The organism is Streptomyces sp. NPDC026394 (assembly GCF_055567735.1).
In genome coordinates this window covers 16,508-38,455 of sequence record NZ_JBVHPX010000010.1, presented here as the reverse complement: position 1 = coordinate 38,455, position 21,948 = coordinate 16,508, and the positions used below count along the sequence as shown (strand labels likewise).

Annotated in this window: 21 protein-coding genes and 1 pseudogene; 9 read left to right on the top strand and 13 right to left on the bottom strand. The window is 73.4% G+C overall.

The window, feature by feature from the left end:
- Positions 1–18: 18 nt before the first annotated feature.
- From ACZ4QV_RS23110 to ACZ4QV_RS23075, 8 genes are all read right to left on the bottom strand, one after another.
- Positions 19–723 carry a phosphoadenylyl-sulfate reductase gene (locus tag ACZ4QV_RS23110; protein ID WP_361151587.1) on the bottom strand — a complete coding sequence of 235 codons (705 nt, stop codon included), beginning with the start codon at positions 721–723 and terminating at the stop codon, positions 19–21.
- On the bottom strand, positions 720–917 hold the full coding sequence (locus tag ACZ4QV_RS23105; RefSeq protein ID WP_361151589.1) for a hypothetical protein: 198 nt from the start codon (positions 915–917) through the stop codon (positions 720–722). Before ACZ4QV_RS23105 ends, ACZ4QV_RS23110 begins: the two co-directional genes overlap by 4 nt.
- The gene (locus ACZ4QV_RS23100; protein ID WP_361583332.1) at positions 914–2,611 is read right to left on the bottom strand and encodes a nitrite/sulfite reductase; all 1,698 of its coding nucleotides are present in this window, start codon (positions 2,609–2,611) and stop codon (positions 914–916) included. The genes ACZ4QV_RS23105 and ACZ4QV_RS23100 overlap by 4 nt, the downstream gene beginning before the upstream one ends.
- Before the next feature lie 180 nt (positions 2,612–2,791).
- On the bottom strand, positions 2,792–2,875 hold the full coding sequence (locus tag ACZ4QV_RS23095; RefSeq protein WP_331785330.1) for a putative leader peptide: 84 nt from the start codon (positions 2,873–2,875) through the stop codon (positions 2,792–2,794).
- Positions 2,876–3,044: 169 nt separating this feature from the next.
- Positions 3,045–3,611 carry a GNAT family N-acetyltransferase gene (locus ACZ4QV_RS23090; RefSeq protein ID WP_361151594.1) on the bottom strand — a complete coding sequence of 189 codons (567 nt, stop codon included), beginning with the start codon at positions 3,609–3,611 and terminating at the stop codon, positions 3,045–3,047.
- A gap of 100 nt (positions 3,612–3,711) precedes the next feature.
- Positions 3,712–4,563, bottom strand: coding sequence for an LLM class flavin-dependent oxidoreductase (locus tag ACZ4QV_RS23085; RefSeq protein ID WP_361151597.1), 852 nt, complete (start codon positions 4,561–4,563; stop codon positions 3,712–3,714).
- A 229-nt stretch (positions 4,564–4,792) separates the two neighbouring features.
- Positions 4,793–6,073, bottom strand: a complete 1,281-nt coding sequence (locus ACZ4QV_RS23080) for a GAF domain-containing protein (protein ID WP_361583336.1) — start codon at positions 6,071–6,073, stop codon at positions 4,793–4,795.
- Between the two features lie 454 nt (positions 6,074–6,527).
- Entirely contained in the window at positions 6,528–8,204 is a 1,677-nt protein-coding gene (locus ACZ4QV_RS23075) for an acyl-CoA dehydrogenase family protein (RefSeq protein WP_361638897.1), read from the bottom strand.
- Between the two features lie 18 nt (positions 8,205–8,222).
- On the opposite strand from ACZ4QV_RS23075, the gene ACZ4QV_RS23070 reads away from it, so the two are divergent.
- Complete coding sequence (locus tag ACZ4QV_RS23070) at positions 8,223–9,431, top strand: YihY/virulence factor BrkB family protein (RefSeq protein WP_467763359.1); 1,209 nt, start codon at positions 8,223–8,225, stop codon at positions 9,429–9,431.
- A 192-nt stretch (positions 9,432–9,623) separates the two neighbouring features.
- Here the strand turns inward: ACZ4QV_RS23070 and ACZ4QV_RS23065 are convergent, their stop codons facing one another.
- From ACZ4QV_RS23065 to ACZ4QV_RS23055, 3 genes and pseudogenes are all read right to left on the bottom strand, one after another.
- Entirely contained in the window at positions 9,624–10,163 is a 540-nt protein-coding gene (locus ACZ4QV_RS23065) for a YcxB family protein (protein WP_361583345.1), read from the bottom strand.
- A gap of 213 nt (positions 10,164–10,376) precedes the next feature.
- Positions 10,377–10,727 carry a hypothetical protein gene (locus ACZ4QV_RS23060; RefSeq protein ID WP_467763358.1) on the bottom strand — a complete coding sequence of 117 codons (351 nt, stop codon included), beginning with the start codon at positions 10,725–10,727 and terminating at the stop codon, positions 10,377–10,379.
- An 8-nt stretch (positions 10,728–10,735) separates the two neighbouring features.
- Positions 10,736–11,342, bottom strand: a pseudogene (locus tag ACZ4QV_RS23055) (transposase).
- A gap of 289 nt (positions 11,343–11,631) precedes the next feature.
- Here ACZ4QV_RS23055 and ACZ4QV_RS23050 point away from each other — a divergent pair.
- Positions 11,632–12,084, top strand: a complete 453-nt coding sequence (locus ACZ4QV_RS23050) for a hypothetical protein (RefSeq protein WP_467763357.1) — start codon at positions 11,632–11,634, stop codon at positions 12,082–12,084.
- Between the two features lie 381 nt (positions 12,085–12,465).
- On the top strand, positions 12,466–13,179 hold the full coding sequence (locus tag ACZ4QV_RS23045) for a restriction endonuclease (protein WP_467763356.1): 714 nt from the start codon (positions 12,466–12,468) through the stop codon (positions 13,177–13,179).
- A gap of 127 nt (positions 13,180–13,306) precedes the next feature.
- Here ACZ4QV_RS23045 and ACZ4QV_RS23040 read toward each other — a convergent pair whose 3' ends face one another.
- Positions 13,307–13,768, bottom strand: coding sequence for a GNAT family N-acetyltransferase (locus tag ACZ4QV_RS23040; RefSeq protein WP_467763399.1), 462 nt, complete (start codon positions 13,766–13,768; stop codon positions 13,307–13,309).
- 259 nt (positions 13,769–14,027) lie between these two features.
- The gene (locus ACZ4QV_RS23035; protein ID WP_467763355.1) at positions 14,028–15,713 is read right to left on the bottom strand and encodes an IclR family transcriptional regulator domain-containing protein; all 1,686 of its coding nucleotides are present in this window, start codon (positions 15,711–15,713) and stop codon (positions 14,028–14,030) included.
- A 187-nt stretch (positions 15,714–15,900) separates the two neighbouring features.
- Here ACZ4QV_RS23035 and ACZ4QV_RS23030 point away from each other — a divergent pair, with 187 nt between their 5' ends.
- The 6 genes from ACZ4QV_RS23030 to pcaDC all read left to right on the top strand — a co-directional run bounded on the left by ACZ4QV_RS23030 (position 15,901) and on the right by pcaDC (position 21,944).
- Entirely contained in the window at positions 15,901–16,761 is an 861-nt protein-coding gene (locus ACZ4QV_RS23030) for a CoA transferase subunit A (RefSeq protein WP_361151631.1), read from the top strand.
- Complete coding sequence (locus ACZ4QV_RS23025) at positions 16,758–17,540, top strand: CoA-transferase subunit beta (RefSeq protein ID WP_361638891.1); 783 nt, start codon at positions 16,758–16,760, stop codon at positions 17,538–17,540. Before ACZ4QV_RS23030 ends, ACZ4QV_RS23025 begins: the two co-directional genes overlap by 4 nt.
- Before the next feature lie 124 nt (positions 17,541–17,664).
- Entirely contained in the window at positions 17,665–18,549 is an 885-nt protein-coding gene (pcaH, locus tag ACZ4QV_RS23020) for a protocatechuate 3,4-dioxygenase subunit beta (protein WP_361638889.1), read from the top strand.
- Complete coding sequence (gene pcaG, locus ACZ4QV_RS23015) at positions 18,549–19,286, top strand: protocatechuate 3,4-dioxygenase subunit alpha (RefSeq protein ID WP_361638887.1); 738 nt, start codon at positions 18,549–18,551, stop codon at positions 19,284–19,286. Before pcaH ends, pcaG begins: the two co-directional genes overlap by 1 nt.
- The gene (gene pcaB / locus ACZ4QV_RS23010; RefSeq protein WP_361638885.1) at positions 19,273–20,748 is read left to right on the top strand and encodes a 3-carboxy-cis,cis-muconate cycloisomerase; all 1,476 of its coding nucleotides are present in this window, start codon (positions 19,273–19,275) and stop codon (positions 20,746–20,748) included. Before pcaG ends, pcaB begins: the two co-directional genes overlap by 14 nt.
- Positions 20,745–21,944: a bifunctional 3-oxoadipate enol-lactonase/4-carboxymuconolactone decarboxylase PcaDC gene (gene pcaDC / locus ACZ4QV_RS23005; protein WP_361583370.1), complete on the top strand. Its 1,200-nt coding sequence runs from the start codon at positions 20,745–20,747 to the stop codon at positions 21,942–21,944. The genes pcaB and pcaDC overlap by 4 nt, the downstream gene beginning before the upstream one ends.
- Positions 21,945–21,948: the final 4 nt, after the last annotated feature.

Genomic DNA, 21,948 nt, shown 5'->3' with positions numbered 1-21,948 from the left:
ACTCCCCGGGGCCGCTCATCAGTGCAGCCCGCATTCGGTCTTGTTGCTGCCGGCCCAGCGGCCGGCCCGCGCGTCCTCGCCCGCCGACACCCGGCGGGTGCAGGGCGCGCAGCCCACCGAGGCGTAGCCGTCCAGCAGCAGCGGGTTGGTGAGCACCCCGTGCTCGGCGACGTACGTGTCCACGTCCTGCTGCGTCCAGCGCGCGATCGGCGAGACCTTCACCTTGCGGCGCCGCGCGTCCCAGCCCACGACCGGGGTACCGGCCCGGGTCGGCGACTCGTCGCGGCGCAGCCCGGTCGCCCAGGCGTCGTACCCGGCCAGGCCCGCTTCGAGGGGCGCGACCTTGCGCAGCGCGCAGCACCGGTCCGGGTCGCGGTCGTGCAGCTTCGGCCCGTACTCGGCGTCCTGCTCGGCCACCGTCCGCCGCGGCGTGAGGGTGATGACGTTGACGTCCATCACCTCGGCCACCGCGTCCCGGGTGCCGATGGTCTCCGGGAAGTGGTAGCCGGTGTCGAGGAAGACCACGTCGACACCGGGGAAGGCGCGCGCGGCCAGGTGCGCGACGACCGCGTCCTCCATGGAGGAGGTGACGCAGAAGCGCTCGCCGAAGGCCCCGGCGGCCCAGGTGAGGATCTCCAGCGGGGAGGCGTCCTCCAGGTCGCGGCCCGCCCGCTCGGCGAGCGCCGCCAGCTCGGCTTCCGTCCGTTCCTGAGTTGCCGTCATGTGCTGCTGCCCCCTTGAGGGTTGTCGTGCTGCCGGGCCGGGGCGGTGACGCCCTTGGCCAGCAGTCCGAGGAACGAGAGCCGGAACGCGCGGGCGCACGCCCCGCATTCCCACGCGCCGTGTCCCTCCCCGGAAGGGCGCAGGTCCTCGTCCCCGCAGTACGGGCAGTAGAACGGCGCGGCCCGCCCGCTCACTTCAGCGCACCCTCTTCCGCGCGGGCGGCCCAGGTGGCGAACCGCTCGCCCTCCTCGCGCTGCTCCTGGAACCGGGTCAGCACCCGCTCGACGTAGTCGGGCAGCTCGTCGGCGGTGACCTTCAGGCCGCGGACCTTGCGGCCGAAGCCCGCCTGGAGTCCGAGCGCGCCGCCCAGGTGCACCTGGTAGCCCTCCACCTGGTTGCCGTCGGCGTCCAGCACCAACTGGCCCTTGAGGCCGATGTCCGCGGTCTGGATGCGGGCGCAGGCGTTCGGGCAGCCGTTGATGTTGATGCTGACCGGCTCCTCGAAGTCCGGCATCCGGCGCTCCAGTTCGTCGATGAGCGAGGCGCCGCGCGCCTTGGTCTCGACGATCGCCAGCTTGCAGAACTCGATGCCGGTGCAGGCCATCGTGCCGCGCCGGAAGGGCGAGGGCCGGACCTGGAAGTCCAGCGCCTCCAGCCCGGCGACCAGCGGCTCGACCTGGTCCTCGGTCACATCAAGGATGATCATCTTCTGTTCGACGGTGGTGTTCAGCCGGTCCGAGCCGTGCGCCGCCGCCAGTTCGGCGATCTTGACGAGGGTGGCGCCGTCCACCCGGCCCACGCGCGGCGCGAAGCCCACGTAGAACCGGCCGTCCTTCTGGCGGTGCACGCCCACGTGGTCGCGCCAGCGGCTGCTGGGCTCGGCGGGCGCCGGGCCGTCGGTCAGCTTCCGCTTCAGGTACTCGTTCTCCAGTACCTCGCGGAACTTCTCCGGTCCCCAGTCCGCCATCAGGAACTTCAGCCGGGCGCGGTTGCGCAGCCGCCGGTAGCCGTAGTCCCGGAAGATCCCCACGACACCGGCCCACGCCTCGGGCACGTCCTCCAGCGGCACCCATGCGCCCAGCCGTTCGCCGAGCCGCGGGTTGGTGGACAGGCCGCCGCCCACCCACAGGTCGAAGCCGGGGCCGTGCTCGGGGTGCTCGACGCCCACGAACGCGACGTCGTTGATCTCGTGCACCACGTCCTGCACCGGCGAGCCGGAGATCGCCGTCTTGAACTTCCGCGGCAGGTTCGAGAATTCCTTGCTGCCGATGAAGCGCCGCTCGATCTCCGCGATCGCGGGCGAGCCGTCGATGATCTCGTCGGCCGCGATGCCGGCGACCGGCGAGCCGATGATGACACGGGGGCAGTCGCCGCACGCCTCGGTCGTCGACAGGCCGACGGACTCCAGCTTCTCCCAGATCGCCGGGACGTCCTCGATGCGGATCCAGTGCAACTGGATGTTCTGCCGGTCGGTGATGTCCGCGGTGCCGCGCGCGTACTCCTGGGAGACCTCGCCGATGGCCCGTAGCTGCGCGACGCTCAGCCGGCCGCCGTCGACCCGGACCCGCAGCATGAAGTGCGTGTCGTCCAGCTCCTCCGGCTCCAGTACCGCGGTCTTGCCGCCGTCGATCCCGGGCTTGCGCTGGGTGTAGAGGCCCCACCAGCGCATCCGGCCGCGCAGATCGCTGGGGTCGATCGAGTCGAAACCGCGCTTGGCGTAGATCGTCTCAATGCGTGTCCGCACATTGAGACCGTCGTCGTCCTTCTTGAACTGCTCGTTGCCGTTCAGCGGAGTGAAGTGACCTACGGCCCACTGGCCCTCACCGCGATGGCGTCCGGCCTTGCGGCGGGTCGTGGCGGAACCGGTTCGTTCGGGGGTGGCGGCCATGGCGGTATGTCCTTCTGGGCGGCTCGGTGAGGGGGGACGGCAGCGGCAACCCCACCGTGACCTGTGAAGACGCGCCTCGGCGCAAGGGGCTGGGTACAGAAATGCCCGGGGCAGGTCGGATCAGGGTGCCCGCGCGTCCGCGACGGTGGGGACGGCGAAAAGGCGACGTTGCTGAGACTGTCAGCCCGCCGGACAGATGGCGCTGGACAGGCGGCCGAGGTCGACGTGCCGCCGACTCACCAAGGCAATTCCAGCTGTAGACATGACGGAAGCGTGTCATGGCGCTCTTTAGCCAGTCCACCGTCTTCCAGAATATGGACAAGAGTGTCCCGGATGGTGAGAAGGTATGGCCTCGGTCACGCCACGGCAGGGCGGGCTCCGCGGGTCCCGCCCTACCGTTTTACGGCATATCGCCAGGAATTGCCGCCCGGGGTCAGGCGCCCGGCCACGGACCCGGAATGGGCACCTCCGCTTCTTCGGTCTCCTCGGTCGCGTACACCCGGAAGCCGCGGCGCCGGTAGTTGTCCAGTGCGTACGGCCCGTCCTTGCTGCACGTGTGCACCCACACCCGCCGGGTCCGCTCACGCTCCGGCCATCGCTCGTCCAGGTCCCAGGCCCGCGCCGTCCCGTACGCCAGCAGATGCCCACCGATCCGTCGCCCCCGGAACGCCGGCAGCAGCCCGAAGTAGCTGATCTCGACGGCCCCTTCGGCCTGCGCGTCCAGCTCCACGAATCCGGCCGGCGTGTCCCGCTCGTACGCCACCCACGTCTCCACGCCGGGCCGCCCGAGGAACTCCTCCCACTGCCCGTACGACCAGCCCAGCCGGTCGGTCCAGGTGATGTCCCCGCCGACCGACGTGTAAAGGAACCGGCTGAACTCCGGCGAGGCCACCTCCGCCCGGGCGATCCGGACCCGCTGCTCCGCCGGGGGAGCGACGGCGGGGGCCAGGTCGTCGGGAGAGGTCTGTTCGAGGTGCCAGGTGGTCACGGTGAGAGTCATGGGGGCAGCACATCACGGCGCCGCGACCGCACAGCAGCCGCGGGGGCGTCCCGGTGAGCGGCCGGGCCGCGCGGGAACCGCCCGCGCGGCCCGGCCGGGATCACAGCACCGCGTCCGCGATGCGCTCCACCTGGTCCGGGTCGGTGGCCCAGCAGTAGAGCATCACCTCGTCGGCGCCGATGGCGCGGAAGGCGGCCACCGCGTCGCGGATGCCGCGTTCCGTGGTGAGCAGTCCGTTCACGACGTGGTCGGTGTACGCGAACGGCCCGTAGTACGCGCGTGCCTCGCGCCGGGCCTCGTCCAGGACGGGCTCCGGGTCGAGTGCCACGTTCACCTGTGCCACCAGCCGCGGGCGGCCGGACCGGCCCGCCGTGTCCCACGCCTTCTCCACGTCGCGGAACAGCCCGTCCATCATCGACGGCGGCAGCGCCGCACCGAGAAAGCCGTCGCCCCAGCGGGCCACCCGCCGGACCACGGCCGGTACGAAGCCGCCGAAGAGCACTTCCGGGCCGCCGGTACGGGCCGGCGCGGGGCCGACCGGGCCGGCGCCCGCGCCGTACGGCTCACCGGCCCAGACGGAACGCAGCCGGGCCGTCTGGCCGTCCAGCCGGCGGCCGCGGGTGCGCTGGTCGACGCCCGCCGCCGCGTAGTCGTCCGCGCGTCCGCCCAGCCCGATGCCGAGCGTGAACCGGGCGCCGGAGAGCACGTCGAGGGTGGCGGCCTGCTTGGCGAGCAGCGCGGTGCGGTGCAGCGGCGCGAGCAGCACCTCGGTCTGCAACCGTACGCGGGAGGTGGCGCCGGCCAGGGCGGCCAGGGTGATCAGGGGTTCCGGATTGCCGTACGCCAGCCGGTCGAGCAGCGCGACGCTGCGGAACGGGACGGCGTCGGCGCGCCGGGCCCAGGTCAGCAGGGATGCGGGGGCGCCGATGGGCAGGCCGAGGCCGATGGGCATGTCAGATCCTCCAGGAGGGCGGGGTCGAGCACGAAAGGTCGTGTCGCCCGCTCGCCCGGCCGCACGCGCACCGTGGCGTGGGCTGCTCCCGTTCTGCGACGTCCTCCTGGGGGGCTGATGTTCGAAGCGGTGCCAGATTACCCAAGGGGCGGGTGGACCGCACCGCTTTTACGAGGCGTACGGGAGGTACGGGGAGCCCGGGACGTACGGGGCGGGGCCCCGCGCCCCCTCACGCGCGTCGTGCCGCCATCACCGCCGGTGCCGTCGAGTGCGGCAGCAGGTCCCCCGGGCTCGGTGGCAGCCGCAGTTCCACGTCCACCCCGTCGGCGAACCGGTACGGGCGGTGCGCCAGGACACTCGCGAGATGGCGGCGCAACCGGGACAGCTCGGCCCGTACCGTCACCGTCCGGGCACGGTCCCCGAAGAGGTCCTGCGCCAGGTCGGCCGCGCTGCGCCCCTCCGGCCGGTGCGCCAGCACGAACAGCACCTCCGCGTGGCGCGGACTCAGCTCGTGCGTCCAGCTACCCGCCGGGCCGGTGACCGTGACGGCCGGCCGGGTACGGCTGCCGAGGTCCAGCAGCACCCGGCTGGTCCGCGGCTCCTCGCCCTGCGGCGCGCCGACGCGGATCAGCCAGCCGCCGGGCAGCGGCTCCAGCGTGCACATCCCGTAGCGCGGCAGCCACAGCGGCCCGGCCTCCGGGGACTTGGGCAGGGCGACCCGGTCCGGCGGCGCCAGCCCGATGACCGCCGCGGTCCAGCCGTCCTTGTCGACGGCCAGCGCCTGCCCGCCGAGCCGGGCCAGTACGGGCGCGGCGCTCGCCCGCAGCCGGTCCAGCGCGCCGTGGTGCCGTTCGCGCAGCTCGCCCTCCGCGAGCCGGGCCACCGCGGAGACCAGCGACAGGGTGCTGGGATGGAAGGTGTGCGCCGGGCCGCTCACGTCCACGATGCCCAGCAGCCGCCCGTCGCGCGGATCGTGCAGCGGCGCCGCGGCGCACGTCCACTGGTGGTGGGTACGGACGAAGTGCTCGGCGGAGTGCACCAGGACGGGGCGGCGGGCCACCAGCGCGGTCCCGATGGCGTTGGTGCCGACGATCTCCTCGGTCCAGTCCGCGCCCTTGTCGAAGCCGTGCCGGTCGGCCATCCGCCGGACCGGCGCGCAGCCCTCCCGCCACAGCACCCGGCCCTCGGCGTCCGTGACGACCATGATCTGCTGGGCGGCGTCGGCGGCCGGCAGCAGACCGCTGTTGAACAGCGGCAGCAGCGAGGCGAGCCGGGAGCTGTGCCGCCGGTGCTCCAGCTCCTCGACGGTCAGCGGCCGTTCGCGCCGGTCCCGGTCCGGGTCGACGCCGCGGTCCAGCGCCCGGCGCCAGGACTCGCAGATCACGGCACGGGGCGCGGCGGCCGTCCGGCCGTCGCAGAGCGCGGCCTCACGGAGCGAGGCGAGCCGCCGCGTCGTCTCGCGTACCTCCTGGGCCGACCAGATGCCCATGTCGCTCGGTCTGTCGCTCACGCTCTTCTCTCCGTCGTGCACTGTCCGTGGGTTGCCGCCCCATGGTGCCGTCACCGGGCCGCTCCGAACGCGGGATTGCGTCAATTGGTTGCAACCGGCTGCAACTGTTGTGGCCTATGACGGCGGCGAGGAAGGTGACCGGCAGGACGAGAGGGGGCGACGTCATGGTGAGCGGAACCCCTCGTGCCGTCGGGGCCGCCGTTCCCGGAGCCCGTGCCGCCGGGAGCCGCCGCGCTCCGGCCGCCCGGTACGGGCCGCAGCGGCGACGGGCGGCGACAGACCTCGCGGGCCGGTCCTGAGGACCGGTCCGAGACCGGGGAGCGGCGCCGGGTCGGCGCGGCACCGCTCCCCGACCACACGGTGGCGGGCCCCGGACCCCGACCCCCCTCCTGAGGGAACCGGGCCCGCCACCGCGTACTTCACCGCTTGTCGCGGCGCGCCGGTTCCTGGTACGTCACCGCTCCGCCACCGGCCGTGCCCGCTCCACGATCGCGCGCAGGGCGAGGGTGTGCGGCAGGGTGCCGAAGGAGGTGCCGTGGTCGGTGCCCAGGCGCGCGGCGCAGAACGCGTCGGCGACCTCGGGCGGCGCGTACCGTACGAGCAGGGAGCCCTGGAGGACCAGCGCCAGCCGCTCCGCCAGCCGCCGGGCGCGGGCCTCGATGCCCTCCAGGTCGGCCAGTTCGGTCAGCAGTCCCTTGATCGCGCCGTCCAGCCGGTGGTCGGCGCCCCGGGCCGTACCGATCTCCGTCAGGAAGGCGTGCAGCGCCGCCGGTTCGCGGCGCAGCGCCCGCAGCACGTCCAGCGCCTGGATGTTGCCCGACCCCTCCCACACGGAGTTCAGCGGCGACTCGCGCAGCAGCCGCGGCATTCCGGACTCCTCCACGTAACCGTTGCCGCCCAGGCACTCCAGCGCCTCGGCGGCCACCGGTGTGCAGCGCTTGGTCACCCAGAACTTGGCCGCGGGCACCGCCAGCCGCAGGAAGTGCCGCTCCTGGTCGGTGTCCGCGTCGTACGCCGCGGCCAGCCGCAGCGCCAGCGCCGTCGCCGCCTCCGACTCCAGCGCCAGGTCCGCGAGGACGTTGCGCATCAGCGGCTGCTCGGCGAGGGGCTTGCCGAACGCCTCCCGGTACGTGGTGTGGTGCAGCGCCTGCGCCACCGCCTGCCGCATCACCGCCGCCGAGCCCGTCACACAGTCCAGCCGGGTCGCCGCGACCATCTCGATGATCGTCGCGACGCCGCGCCCCTCCTCGCCGACCCGCCGCGCCCAGGTCGTGCCGTCGAACTCGACCTCGGCCGACGCGTTCGCGCGGTTGCCGAGCTTGTCCTTGAGCCGCTGGATGCGGAAGGAGTTGCGGCTGCCGTCCGGCAGCACCCGCGGCAGCAGGAAACAGGAGAGCCCGCCCCCGTCCCCGTCCGCCCGCCGCGACGCGTCCCCCGGCGTCCGCGCCAGCACCAGGAACGCGTCCGACATCGGCGCCGAACAGAACCACTTGTGCCCCGTCAGGACGTACTCCCCGTCGGACGACAGGGGCTCCGCGACCGTCGTGGTCGCCTGCACGTCACTGCCCCCCTGCTTCTCCGTCATCGCCATCCCGGCCAGCGCGCCCGGCTTGTCCGCCACCGGCCGCAGCCCCGGCTCGTACACCCGCGAGGTCAGCAGCGGCTCCCACTCCGCCGCCAGCGCCGGGTCGGCCCGCAGCGCGGGCACCGCCGCGTGCGTCATCGACAGCGGACAGCCGTGCCCCGCCTCGGCCTGCGTCCACACCAGGAACCCCGCGGTACGCCGGACGTGCCCGGCCGGCCGTGACCAGGCGTCGGTGAGCCCGGAGGAGACGGCGTGTCCCAGCAGCCGGTGCCACGCCGGGTGGAATTCCACCTCGTCCACCCGGTGGCCGTAACGGTCGTGGGTACGCAGGACGGGTGGATTGCCGTCGGCCAGCGCACCCCAGCGCTGCGCGTGGGCGGAGCCCGCCGCCCGGCCCAGCTCGCCCAGTTCCTGCCGCGCCTCCTCCCGGAGAGCGGGCGGGACGTGCCGCGCGACGCCCTCGGTGAGCGCCGCGTCCGCCGCGAAGACGTCGTACCCGACCAGCGGCGGAGGCTGGTTCGTGACCGTATGAGTGGTGGGTGCCATGGCAGATACGGTAAGGAGGTGCAGCCAGTGAACGAAGCAGCGCAGCGGCCGGCCGGCCGTCTGCACCGGGCCCGGGTCCTGTACCGGAACGTCTCCAAACGCCGCCTCGCCTGGCTGCTGCTGAAGGACACCGTCAACTCCTGCATGGAGTACCGCGTCACCGGGCTCGCCGCCGAGGCCGCGTTCTTCTGCCTGCTGTCGCTGCCGCCGCTGCTCCTCGGCTTCATCGGCCTGCTCGGCTACATGGAGCCCTGGATCGGCCGGGAGACCATCGACCACATCCGCCAGAACATCCTCAGCGCGTCCGACACCCTGCTGTCCAGCAAGGGCGTCAACGAGATCGCCCGGCCGCTGCTCGACGACATCTTCACCGGCCGCCGCCCGGACGTGATCTCCCTCGGCTTCGCCATCGCCCTGTGGTCCGGCTCCCGCGCGCTCAACGTCTTCGTCGACACCATCACGATCATGTACGGGCTGGACGGGCGGCGCGGCATCGTCCGGACCCGGCTGCTGGCCTTCGTGCTCTACCTGGCCGCACTGGTCGTCGGCGCGGTCGCGCTGCCGCTGATGGTGGTCGGCCCGGACACCGTCGTCAGTTGGCTGCCGGCGAGCGGGACCGCCATCCGCATCCTGTACTGGCCGGTCGTCCTCATCCTCTCCGTCGCCTTCCTCACCACCCTCTACCACGTGTCCGTCCCCGTACGCTCACCCTGGCGCGAGGACATCCCCGGCGCGGTGGTAGCCCTCGCCATGTGGGTCCTGGGCAGCCTGCTGCTGCGCGTCTACCTCACCCAGACCGTAGAGGGCCCCACCATCTACGGCTCCCTCGCCGCACCCGTCGCCGTCCTCCTCTGGATCGGCGTCTCCGCCTTCGCGGTCCTGGTCGGCGCGGCCATGAACGCCGCCTTCGACCGCGTATGGCCCTCGGTCGCCACCGCCGCCGGCCGCGCCGAGAAGGAACGCCGGGCCCGCGAGGTGGCGGCGGCCCAGCGCTCCGCCCTGGCCGCCGTCGGCCTCGGCGCCACGGCCGACTCCGCGGATGCCGCCCTCACCGGCGACCCGCAGCCGGACGACGGCGACGAGGACGACGGCGACGACGGCGACGAGGACGACGACCCGGGCGCGTCACCCCCGGCCGAATACCCCGAACGCTGGGCCCACTTCCTGCCCCCGGCCGACATCCGGGCACGACTGCACACGCGTACGAAGCGTCACCGGCGGCACTGAGGGACGAGCGCCGGGCCTGTAGGGCCGCACGCCGAAGGCCTGCCAGGCCGCACGACAACCAGCACCGGTAGAACGCAGGGATTGGCCGCGCCGCGCCGGCGTATGGGGGTGTCCGGGGCGGCCGGAACGTACGAGGCGGCCGGTGTCGACGGACGCCGGGGCCATAAGGCGGACACGGACCCACTCCGGTCCTCAGACACGAACCAGCCGCCCCTCGATCAGAGCCCGCAGCCGCTCGGCGTCGGCGGGGTGGGCGGCGCCGCGCTTGGGCAGGATCGTCATATCCGTGATGTTCCGGTCCCCGCTCAGCAGCACGAACGCCCGCGGCGTCTCGGCGTAACGGTTCACCGCCCGCCAGGAGAGAGCACTGGTCCGCTGCCGGTTCGTGACCGTGACACCGCTCTCGTCCACCACCGCCCGGAACTCGCCCATCGCCTCGGCCTGCCGATGGAACTGCCGGGCCAGCATCCAGGGCGACACGAACATCATCAGCAGCAACGCCACCGGCACCACCACGAGCGGCACGTCCACGGTCCCCTCGGCCACCCAGGTCCACACCATGACCCCGAGCAGCAGCACAGCCCCCACGATCACCAGCAACCTGTAGCGCCGCGCAGCAACCGAGACCCGCGCCCGGGCACGCAACCCCTCACGAAAGTCCTCGACGGTCATGCGGTACGCGAACTCGATCCGCGTCCCGGCCCCGGTTTCGGTGTGTGGTTCAGCGGACATGTGCCCCCCTTGTGCATGGAAAATCAGGACGAAAGCTTATCGTCCGGATACGGGCGCATCATTTGCCGGGTGGTCGAGCGATGCGTGGACAGCGCGGGACGCTCAATGGTGGCCTGGGTTCGGCGTACCCCGCGCAGCCTTCGACGGGAGCAGGAGCCGTTTCCAGCGGCAGCGGCAGGATGATCGGGGCGGTGGAGTGCGGCGTCGGATCGGTCATGCTTTCCAGGGGTGAGAGGTCATCTCATTGGCGTCTGCCTGGGGGGAATCCGCGACAAGACGAGCCATCTCGTGCAGGCGGTGCCAGTATTCGGGGTGGTCCGCTTCACTGAGTACAGGTATGACCTGGTCCAGGCGGGCGATGGAGCGAAGCAGACCGCTCCGAGCTCGCGCGTCGAGCTCGCCGCCGTTCTTGATCCAGGTGAAAACCCAGCCTGCGGTGTCCGAGTCCAGCATCACCAGATCGAAGCCGGCCCGGTCCGCGCCAGCCAGTCCGGGAGGAAAAGGCAATGTCATGAACTCTTGGTACAGGCGTGATATGGCCTCAAGCGCAGTCTCTTTGCTCACGCTTGCCATCATGGCTGAGCTTTCACAACGCATGGAGTCGTCTTGAGTCCGCGGTAGCAGGTGAGGGTGCAGGCGAGGCTGGTGAAAGCGAGGGGGGCTCGGCCTTGCGTTCGTAGCGGCGGTGGAGTCGACGGCACCCGGCGAGCCAGGCCATGGCCCGTTCGATGGTCCATCGGTGTCGTCCGAGCCGCTGTGAGGTCTCGACGCCCTTGCGGGCGATGCGGTGCCGAATGCCTCGCTGCGCCGGCCATTGCCGCAGGTAGCGATAGTCATAGCCCTTGTCGGCGTGGAGCCTGCCGGGCTTGCGTCGGCGGCGGCCGAGGCGGGAGCGGATCGGGGGTATGCCCTTCATCAGCGGGACCAGGGCCTGGCTGTCGTGCACGTTCGCGCCGGAGATTCCGACGGACAGGGGGCGGACCGGTCCGCTCGGTCGCTGCGGGCCCTGAGTCCGTCGAGGACCAGGCGGTGGAGCTCGGCCCACACCCTGACCTTCGTCCATTCGGTGAACAGGCGGTGGGCCGTCGCCCCGGACGGCCCGAACGTCGCCGCAGGCACCACCCGCTGGAACAACCCCCACCATTCGCCGGGAACCAACCGTTCCACAATCTGCACCACAGCGAACAGCCGACCCAGCCAAATGAGATGACCTCTGAGCACCCTCAAGGGTCAACCTGTGCCTGGCGGCGACAGTTGGGCCGTCGAGGCGCTGCGTTCGCGAGAAGACCCGAATGTCCGGGGGAGGGGACTTGAACAATGCCCTGCGCTCGGCTACGGCAAGCACCGGGCACGACCGGGAACTGGTGCGCAGCTATCCGTACCGGTCCGCCTGTCCTTCCGACGTATGGGGCGAGCTGATCCGGGGCGGGGGCCCGGAACTTCTCTTCGCGGGAACACGAATTACTTCTTGTGGTCGCAGGTGCCGGCGTTCTCCGAAACGCTGCGGCAGAAGGCCGGCGAGGGATGCCGGGTGCGGTTCCTGGTCGGTGATCCGGAGGAGGATGTCACCCGGGACCGGGAGCGCTCGGAAAAGGTGACCATGACGGTCTCGACACGGATCCGTACCACGCTGGAGCAACTGGGCCGTATGGGTCCGGTGGACGGGCTGGAAATCCCGTTCAGCGCTGCCGCGGACGCCGTCTGTCACGTGAGCCTCTCGGTGTTCCGTTTCGATGACGACGGGTTCGTGACGCCGCATCCGGCCCGGCTGGTCGGGCACGACGCGCCGTTGTTGCACCTGCGCAGGCAAGGGGACGGCGGGATGTTCGACCGGTTCGCCGATCACGCCGAGGAATTGTGGGGGCAGGGGATCCGCGTGTCCGCTCAGGCGCTGGGGAGGGGCCTGGGTCGTGTGTGCTGAATTCGGGTGAAGAGGCGCGCGGGGCGGTGGTGAGGAAGGGGTGGGCGGTGAGCGGGTGCCGCATGGTGTTTTCCAGGGCGCGGAGAATGCGCCGCCTATTCCTTGGGAGACCTTGTGTATCCGATGCTGACCTCTTCGGCCGCGCTCGGGGCGGTGGTGTTCGTCGTGGGGGCGGTTGTGCTGGCTGTGGCGCGGGATGTGGCGAACGTGCGGCGGAGGCGGGCGCGACGGGTGGGGCGTGGTGATCATGGATCGGCCGCCGCGGGGCAGGAGGTGGAAGAGGAGCCGTAACCGTCCCGCGGAAGTGAAGGAGCAGCGCCGGTGGCCGCACCCACGCAAGTTGACGGGGCATCACCAGGGCCCCGGGGCCGTACGTGCCCGATGCGGCGGACGATGTTCGTCCTGGCCGTGATCGGGGTCCTTCTGTGCGGCGGCTTCCTCGCCGTCCGCGAAGTGGTCCGGTGGGCGACGGAGCACCCGGGGCCGGCCACTGTGGTGAGCGTCGTCGCCCTCCCGTTCGTCGTGGCCCTCGTCGTCGTGGCGATCCGGGGCATGCCGCGCCTGCGCGAACTGCGGCGGGCCGCGCGGGCGGGGAAGGCGGAGGCCGAAGCGGAGGTGGCCCTGGCGGCCGCGGCGGAGGAAGCCGCCCCGGCTGTCGTAGCTCCTGTGGCCGATCCCGAGCCCGATCCCGTGGCCGCCCGGTGGGGCAGTGTCGAGGACTTCCTCGCCATGGACGCGTACGCCTTCGAGCAGGCGATAGCCCATCTCTGCGAACGCGACGGCTGCCGGAACGTCGAGGTGGTCGGCGGCGCGGGGGACTTGGGCGCGGACGTCCTGGCCACCACAGCCGACGGCCGGCGGATCATCATCCAGTGCAAGCGCTACTGTCCGGACAACAAGGTCGGCTCCCAGGACGTGCAGCGCTTCGGCGGCACCTGCTACACGGTGCACGAGGCCGAGGTCGCCGCCGTCGTCACCACCAGCACCTTCACCGAACCGGCCGTCGACTACGCCGACACCTGCGGCATCCGCTGCTTCGACGGCGACCGGTTGGTGGCATGGTCGAACGGCGCCGGGCCGACGCCCTGGGGGTGACGGCGCGCGCCCGTTGTTCGCCGCGTCGTGGGCGATCGCGAGGACAACGGCGCTCCGGAGCGAGCAGCGGGCCGGGCCGGGCTGGCCGCAACGGGGGCGGGCTGGGCCGGGCCGTAGCAGGGGCGCCTCACGACGGCGCTGCGTAACAGTGGATGGTCACCGTCTGATCCGGACCCCACGCCTGCTCGACGGTGGCCATCAGCTCCCAGCCCAACCGCTCGTACAGGGCGGCCGCCGCCACATCGGATGCGACGACGTCGAGTACCGGATGCAGACCACGATGCCGCGCGTGCCGCACCGCTTGGCCGATCAACAGTGCGCCGATCCGATGCCCCCTCGCCCGCGGGGCGACGAACAGCCTGCTGACCACAGCCGTCGCAGCCCGCGTCGTCCCGTTCCGCTCGCTCCACAACGCCGGAGCCAGGTCGCCTTTGCCACCTCGCGACACACTGACATGCCCGACGATGCGTCCCTCAAGTCCGGCCACCCAGGAGTCGAGCTGGGGCCCGCGTGACAGCCACTCGCCGGGCTTGTCAGGCCAGTTCACCGGGTAGCCGTCACGCCGATGGACTTCCGCGAGCACCCGCACGCACCCCTCGACATCGGCATCAGTTCTTCGCCGGACGCGGGGGCTCGGTCTCTCCTCAGGCGTCCCGGAGCTGTCGGTGTTGTTCACTTCGCAACAGAAACACACACCCACAGTTCCCCCATAGCCACTTTCCCCACATGCCTTGACCCGGAGGTGCTTGTTTCCATGGGGAACACTGGCCTTCCAGTGCCCGCCGTCCGTTGGCCTCAAGTGAAGCTCCGGAGCCCTCGGCGGGACCGGCGCCGGTGCTCCGGGCTTCTCAGGCGAGCGGAATCCTCAGGTACCGCCCCGCCGTATGCAGATCCGCCTCGATGCGCGCCGCGGCCGCTCGTAGTGGGGGCAGGAGGGTGTCGCGGTCCTCGGTGGGGGAGCGGTGGCCCGCGTGGGTGGAGACGTTGACCGCGGCGACGACCCGGGAGTGGCGGTCGCGTACGGGGACGGCGATCGAGCGGAGGCCCTCCTCCAATTCCTGGTCCACCAGGGCGTAACCGTCCTCGCGTGTCTGCTCCAGTACGACGGCGAGGCGCTCGGGCGAGGTGACGGTGTGCCGGGTGAGGGGGGTGAGGTCGGCGCGGGCGAGGTGGGCGGCGCGTTCCGCCGGGGTGAGGTCCGCGAGCAGGACCCGGCCCATGGAGGTCGGGTACGCGGGGAAGCGGGTGCCCACCGTGATGTTGACGCTCATGATCCGTACGGTGGGGACCCGGGCCACGTACCGGATGTCCGTGCCGGACAGCACCGACATCGACGCGGAGTCGTGCACCTGCTCCACCAGCGCGGCCAGGTGGGGCCGGGCGATGTCCGGGAGGGACAGTCCGGAGAGCGGGGCGAAGCCCAGTTCCAGGATCTTCGGTGCGGGGCGGAAGAGGCGGCCGTCCGAGGTGAGATAGCCGAGGTGTTCGAGGGTGAGCAGGGCGCGGCGCGCGGTGGCGCGGGCCAGGCCGGTGGCCTCCGCCACGGCGGTCAGGGGGAGTGCGGCCCGGCCGGTGCCGAACGCGGTGAGGGTGAGCAGGCCGCGGGCCAGGGACTCGACGAACTCGGGGCCCAGTTCCCGCTTGGAGGCGCGCGTCCAGGAGGCGTGCCGGGTGGGGGACGGTTCGGCGGCCGAGACAGCGGCGGGGGCGGTCAGGGAGTGTTCCATCTCCGCCACCGTCTTGCGGAGTTGGGGGAGGACGGCGGCGGGTAGGTCTTCGGCGGTCAGCCGGCTGGTGTGGCTGACGACGCTCACCGCGCACACCGGGCGGCCCAGGGGGTCGCGTACGGGCATGGCGACGGCGACCAGGCCTGGTTCGATCAACTGGTCGTCCAGTGACCAGCCGGTGGCCCGGGCCGCTTCGACCCGGGCGGCGAACTCCGTCACGGGGTCCGGCTGTTCCGTACCGGTGTTCTCGCGCCGGCGCGGCGGTACGGCCGGGAAACCGGCGTCCGTGGGGTCCGCCGCGCGCCGCTGCCGCCAGCGCAGCCAGGCGTCCTCGTCCCAGTCGGCGGCGAACAGCGCGCCGACCGCGCCCCGTTCGGCGGGCAGCAGGTCGCCGATGCGGAAGGCGAGCGACATCGCCCGCCGCCGCGTCGCCTGGTGCACGAAGCGCACTCCGTCGCCGTCCGGTACGGCGAGCGAGACCGACTCGTCGAGCGTGTCGGCGAGCCGGTCGGCGGCCGGGGCGAGCCGGTCGGGCAGCTCGGAGGCGGCCAGGTAGGCGTTGCCGAGTTCCAGCAGACCGGGGGCGAGCACCGCGTCCCGGCCCTCGACGCGTACGTGGCCCAGGCGGGCGAGGGTGCTCAGAACGCGGTCGACGGTGGAGCGCGCCAGTCCGGTCGCGCGGACCAGGTCGCCGACGGCCTGCCGTCCGCCGTCCGCGGAGAGCGCCCGCAGCACGGACAGGCTGCGCATCAGCGGGCCCACCGCCCCCTGGGGCGGCCGTGGCGGGTCGGTGGCGGGGTGCGTCATGGGCTCTCCACGGTGCGGACATCTCGTCGGAACCGTACCCGCCGACCCGTTGACACGGCCGGGAGAGGGACCCAGACTCGGGGCACGCTCATTATGAACCAAAGTTCACCTGGCGAACAAGGCGGGCGGGGCGGGCGGGTGGAAGACCTTGCCGCCCCGGCACCCAGGACGACGCGAGGGCGAGGACATGGCCGACATCCGTTCCCTGCGCGAGGCCGTGCGGGACCTGGTCCACGACGGGGACACCGTCGCGCTGGAGGGCTTCACCCACCTGATCCCGTTCGCCGCGGCGCACGAGATCATCCGGCAGGGCGTCACCGGCCTGACCCTGGCCCGCATGACCCCGGACGTGGTCTACGACCAGTTGATCGGCGCGGGCGCCGCCCGCAGGCTGGTCTTCTCCTGGGGCGGCAACCCAGGCGTCGGCTCGCTGCACCGCTTCCGCGACGCGGTCGAGAACGGCTGGCCGCACCCGCTGGAGCTGGACGAGCACAGCCACGCGGGGATGGCCAACCGCTATGTCGCCGGTGCCTCGAAGCTGCCGTTCGCGGTGCTGCGCGGCTACCGCGGCAGCGGCATGCCCGGCCGTACGGACACCATCTCCACCGTCACCTGCCCGTTCACCGGCGAGGAACTGGCCGCCGTGGCCGCCCTCAACCCGGACGTCACGGTCGTCCACGCCCAGCAGGCCGACCGGCAGGGCAATGTGCAGCTCTGGGGGCTGACCGGGGTGCAGAAGGAAGCGGTGCTGGCCGCCGGGCGGGTGCTGGTCACCGTCGAGGAGATCGTCGAGGGCGCCCTGGAGCCCAGGCCCGGCTCGGTGGTCCTGCCCGGCTGGGTGATCGACGCCGTCGCGCTCGTGCCCGGCGGCGCCCACCCCTCGTACGCGGCCGGGTACTCGGTCCGGGACAACGACTTCTACCAGCGGTGGGACGCCGTCTCCCGCGACCGGGAAACGTTCCTGCGGTGGATCGACGAGAACGTGCGGAGCGGACGGGACGTGCCGAACGTGCGGGACGTGCCGAACGTGCGAAGGAGTTCCCGATGAGCGGTACGGCCGACGCCGCGCACTGCGGCCGCGACGAACTGATGGAGGTCAACGCGGCCCGCGCGCTGGCCGGCGCGCGGAGCTGCTTCGTCGGCATCGGGCTGCCCAGCACGGCCGCCAACCTGGCGCGCCGCACCGTCAACCCGGACCTGGTCCTGGTGTACGAGTCGGGCACCATCGGCTCCCGGCCGACCCGGCTGCCCCTGTCGATCGGCGACGGCGAACTGGCCGACACCGCCGACGCGGTGGTGTCCGTGCCGGAGATGTTCAACTACTGGCTGCAGGGCGGCCGGATCGACGTGGGCTTCCTCGGGGCCGCCCAGCTCGACCGGTTCGCCAACATCAACACCACCGTCGTGGACCGCGGCCCGGGCCGGTCCGAAGGGCGGCTGCCCGGCGCGGGCGGCGCCCCCGAGATCGCCGCGAACTGCGGCGCGGTGCTCATCGTGCTGCGGCACACCCGCCGCAACCTGGTGCCCGCACTCGACTTCGTCACCACCGTCGGGCACGGCGCCGGGCCGGGCGACCGCGCCGCCCTCGGCATGCGCGGCTCCGGGCCCACCGCCGTCGTCACCGACCTCGGCGTCCTGCGCCCGGACCCGGACACCGCCGAACTCGTGCTGAGCGCGCTGCACCCCGGCGTGCCGCCGGAGCAGGCACGGGAGGCGACCGGCTGGGACCTGCGCGTCGCACCGGACCTGACGACCACCCAGGCGCCCACCGATGCCGAACTGGCCGCCCTGCGCGCCCTCAAAGCAGTCGGCGGGAGGGCATCATGAGCGCGAGGCGGCACGTGCCAGGGCGGTCGGGGCGGACGGGCTCCGCACGCCGCCGGACGCCGGGCGCCGCCCACCGCTGGACGCCTCCGCAGCCGTCTCAGGCTCTGTCCCTGGAGAACTCCCGATGACTCCTCCCGGCGCATCTGCCACCCCGGCACCCCCGGCCCACCCGGTCGCCACCGCCCCGGCCGACCCGGCGGCAGTACCGGCGACACCGCCCCCCGGCCCCGAACCCGACCCCGAACCGCAGTCCGCCATCGACCGGGAGATCGCCGCCCTGCACACGGCCGCCGCCCACGCCCGCACGGCGGGCGGCCCCGTACCGGCGCACCCCGGCCGCGACTTCGCCCCGTACCGCAGCACCCGCCTGCGCCACCCGGTCCAGCCCCAGGCCGCGTTCGACACGCTGCGCGACCCGGAGGCCGTCGAACTGGCCGGGCCCGCCTTCGGCGGCACCGACGTCACGGCCCTGGACGCCGACCTCACCCGGCAGCACGCCGGCGAGCCGCTCGGCGAGCGGATCACCGTGACCGGCCGGGTACGGGACCGCGCCGGACGCCCGGTGCGCGGCCAGCTCGTCGAGATCTGGCAGGCCAACGCCGCCGGCCGGTACGCCCACCAGCGCGACCAGCACCCGGCCCCGCTCGACCCGAACTTCACCGGCGTCGGCCGCTGTCTGACGGACGACGAGGGCCGGTACGCGTTCACCACCGTCCGGCCCGGCGCCTACCCGTGGCGCAACCACCACAACGCCTGGCGCCCGGCCCACATCCACTTCTCGCTCTTCGGCACCGCCTTCACCCAGCGGCTGGTGACCCAGATGTACTTCCCCGGCGACCCGCTGTTCCCGTACGACCCGATCCTCGCCGCGTGCACCGACCCGCAGGCCCGCGCACGGCTGGTCTGCGCGTACGACCCGGAACTCGCCCGCGCGGAGTGGTCCCTCGGCTACCGCTGGGACATCGTGCTGGACGGACCGGCCGCCACCTGGACCGAGGAGGACCGCTGATGTCCGCGACCCCGCACGAGGCCGCGTCGCACGGGCCCACGCCCCGCCGCGAAGGCGTACCGCAGCAGCCCGGTGCCGTCCAGGAACCGCCGGAGAATCCAGAAGCGCCCGAACCGCTCGCCCCCACCCCCTCCCAGACCATCGGCCCCTTCTACGGCTTCGCGCTGCCGTTCCCCGGCGGCGGCGACATGGCGCCCGCAGGCCACCCGGACACCGTCACCGTGTACGGCCGGGTCGTGGACGGCGCGAGGGAGCCGGTGCCGGACGCGCTGCTGGAGTTCTGGCAGGCCGGTCCGGACGGGGGCCTGCGCGGCGCGCCCGGTTCGCTGCGCCGCGACCCGGCGACCGGCGCGGTCGTCGGCCGCGACGGCGTGGACTTCACCGGCTTCGGCCGGGTGCCCACCGACGCGGACGGCCGCTACGTCCTGCGCACCCTGCCCGCCACGGCCCCGGCGGGCCGCCCGGACGCGGCGCCGTACATCGCGGTGTGCGTCTTCGCCCGCGGCCTGCTGCACCACCTGTTCACCCGGATCTACTTCCCGGAGGACAGGGCGGCGCACGCGGCCGACCCGCTGCTGTCCCGGCTCCCCGCGCGCCGGGCGCGCACGCTGGTCGCGCGGGCCGACGGCGAGCGCCGGTACCGCTTCGACATCCGCCTCCAGGCGGCCGACGCCGGGGACGGTGCCGCGGACGGCGGCGAGGAGTGCGAGGAGACGGTCTTCCTTGAGTTCCGCTGATCACGGTCTGCTGGCGCCGGGCCGGGTGGACTCCGCCGTCGAGGCCGCCACCGGCGACGCCGCGTACGTACGGGCCCTGCTGGACGCGGAGGCGGCCCTGACCCGGGCGCAGGCGGCAGTCGGCCTGGCGCCGCCCGCGGCGGCCGGAGCCGTCACCGCCGCGGCGGGCGACGCCGGCCGTCACGACCCCCGCGACCTCGCGGTACGGGCCCGTTCCGGCGGCAACCCGGTCATCCCGCTTATCGCCGCGCTCACCACCGCCGTGGCCGCGCGCGACGCCCGTGCCGCCGCGTACGTCCACCGCGGCGCCACCAGCCAGGACATCCTCGACACCGCGACGATGCTGGTCTGTTCGCGCGCGCTGGAAGCCGTCCTCGGCGACCTGGACGAGACCGCCGTGGCCCTGGGCCGGCTGGCGGCCGAGCACCGTGACACCCCGATGGCGGGCCGTACGCTCACCCAGCACGCTGTACCGGTCACCTTCGGCCTCAAAGCGGCGGGCTGGCGCACGCTGGTCCTGGACGCCCGGGTTCGGCTCGCCGCCGTACGGACCGCGCTGCCCGCGCAGTTGGGCGGCGCGGCGGGCACCCTCGCGGCGTTCCACGCGTTCGCGGAGGCCGACGGCTCGCACCCGGATTCCGGCCCCGGCACGGACCCCGGTCCCGGCATGGACCCCGGCCCCGGCACGGACCTCGGACTGCGGCTGCTTGCCGCGTACGCGGCCGAGACCGGCCTCGCCGAGCCCGTTCTGCCCTGGCACACGCTGCGCACCCCCGTGGCCGACCTCGCGGGCGCGCTGGCCCACACCGCGGGCGCCCTCGGCAAGGTCGCCGCCGATGTGCTGGTCCTGTCCCGTACGGAGACCGCGGAGCTGGCCGAAGACGGCGGCGGCGGCTCGTCGGCCATGCCGCACAAGTCAAACCCGGTACGGGCCACGCTGATCGCCGCCGCTGCCCGGCAGGTCCCGGCCCTGGCCGGGGTGCTGTACGGGTCGCTGGCAGCCGAGGACGAACGGCCGGCCGGGGCCTGGCACGCGGAGTGGCAGCCCCTGCGCGACGCCCTGCGCCTGGTGGGCGGCGCCGCCCGGGACGCGGCCGGACTGACCGCGGGCCTACGGGTGCGCACCGGGCGGATGCGCGCGCACCTCGCCGCGGCCGGCGGACTGGTCGTCGCCGAGCGTCTGGCGGCCGCCCTCGGCGCCCACCTCGGGCGGGACACCGCAAAACGGCTGCTCACCGAGGTGTCGCGCCGGGCGGCGGACGAGGGCACCGGCCTGGCCGAGACGCTGGACCGCGCCCTGCGCGAGGACCACCCCGACGCCGCGGCGGCCTTCCCCGCCGCGCGGCTGCGGGAACTCGCCGACCCGGCCGCGTACACGGGCTCGGCGGGCGCGCTCGTGGACCGCGCCCTGCGCCGCTCCGGCACCCACCGCGCCGCACCGACCGCTCAGGAGAACGCATGACGTCCCCCGTTCCCCCGTACCACCGCGAGGACGGGCCCGCCGACGCGCCTCCGCTCGTCCTGGGGCCGTCCCTCGGCACCTCGCTCCAGGTGTGGGAGCCCCAGATGGCGGCGCTGGCACGCCGGTTCCGCGTGGTGCGCTGGGACCTGCCGGGCCACGGCGGGACACCGTCCGACGTGCTCACGGGCGCAGGCACAGGCCGTACGGACGGGCCCTGCACGGTCGCCGACCTCGGCGGCCTCGTCCTCGCACTCGCCGACTCCCTCGGCATCGACCGGTTCGCGTACGCGGGCATCTCCCTGGGCGGCGCGGTCGGCGCCTGGCTCGCCGTGCACCACCCCGAGCGGATCGCGTCCCTCGCCCTGCTGTGCTCCTCCGCCCGCTTCGGCGAGCCCGCGGCGTGGCACGAACGGGCCGCCCTCGTCCGGGCACAGGGCCTCGCACCGGTCGCCGCCACGGCCGCCGGCCGTTGGTTCACCCCCGGCTTCGCCCGGTCACCGGCGGCGGACGGACTGCTGGCCGGGCTGCGGGCCGTGGCGCCCGAAGGGTACGCGGCCTGCTGCGACGCGCTCGCCACGTACGACCTGCGCGGCGCACTGGACCGGATCGGCGCGCCCACCCTCGTCGTCGCGGGCCGCGACGATCCCGCGACGCCACCCGCCCACGCCCGCGAACTCGCGGACGGCATCCCCGCCGCGAGCCTGACCGAGGTCGCCGGGGCCGCCCACCTGGCCAACGCCGAACAGCCCGTACCCGTCCTCGCCGCCCTCCTCGGCCACCTCACGGCCACCCCGTCGCCGGCACACCCCACCGACGACCGCGCCCGGCACGCCGCGGGCACCGCCGTCCGCCGCGCCGTCCTGGGCGACGACCACGTCGACCGCGCCGCCGCCCGCACCATCGCCTTCACCGCCGTCTTCCAAAACTTCCTCACCCGCTACGCCTGGGGCGAGATCCGGACCCGCCCCGGACTGCCCCGGCCCACCCGCAGTTGCGTCACGATCACCGCCCTGGTGGCACGCGGCCACCACGACGAACTGGCCCTGCACCTGCGTGCGGCCCTGCGCAACGGCCTGACTCCCGAGGACATCCGCGAAGTACTGCTCCAGTCGGCCGTCTACTGCGACGTGCCGGCGGCGAACTCCGCGTTCGCGCCGGCCGACCGCGTCCTCGCCGAGCACCGCGAAGAGAGCTGATCCC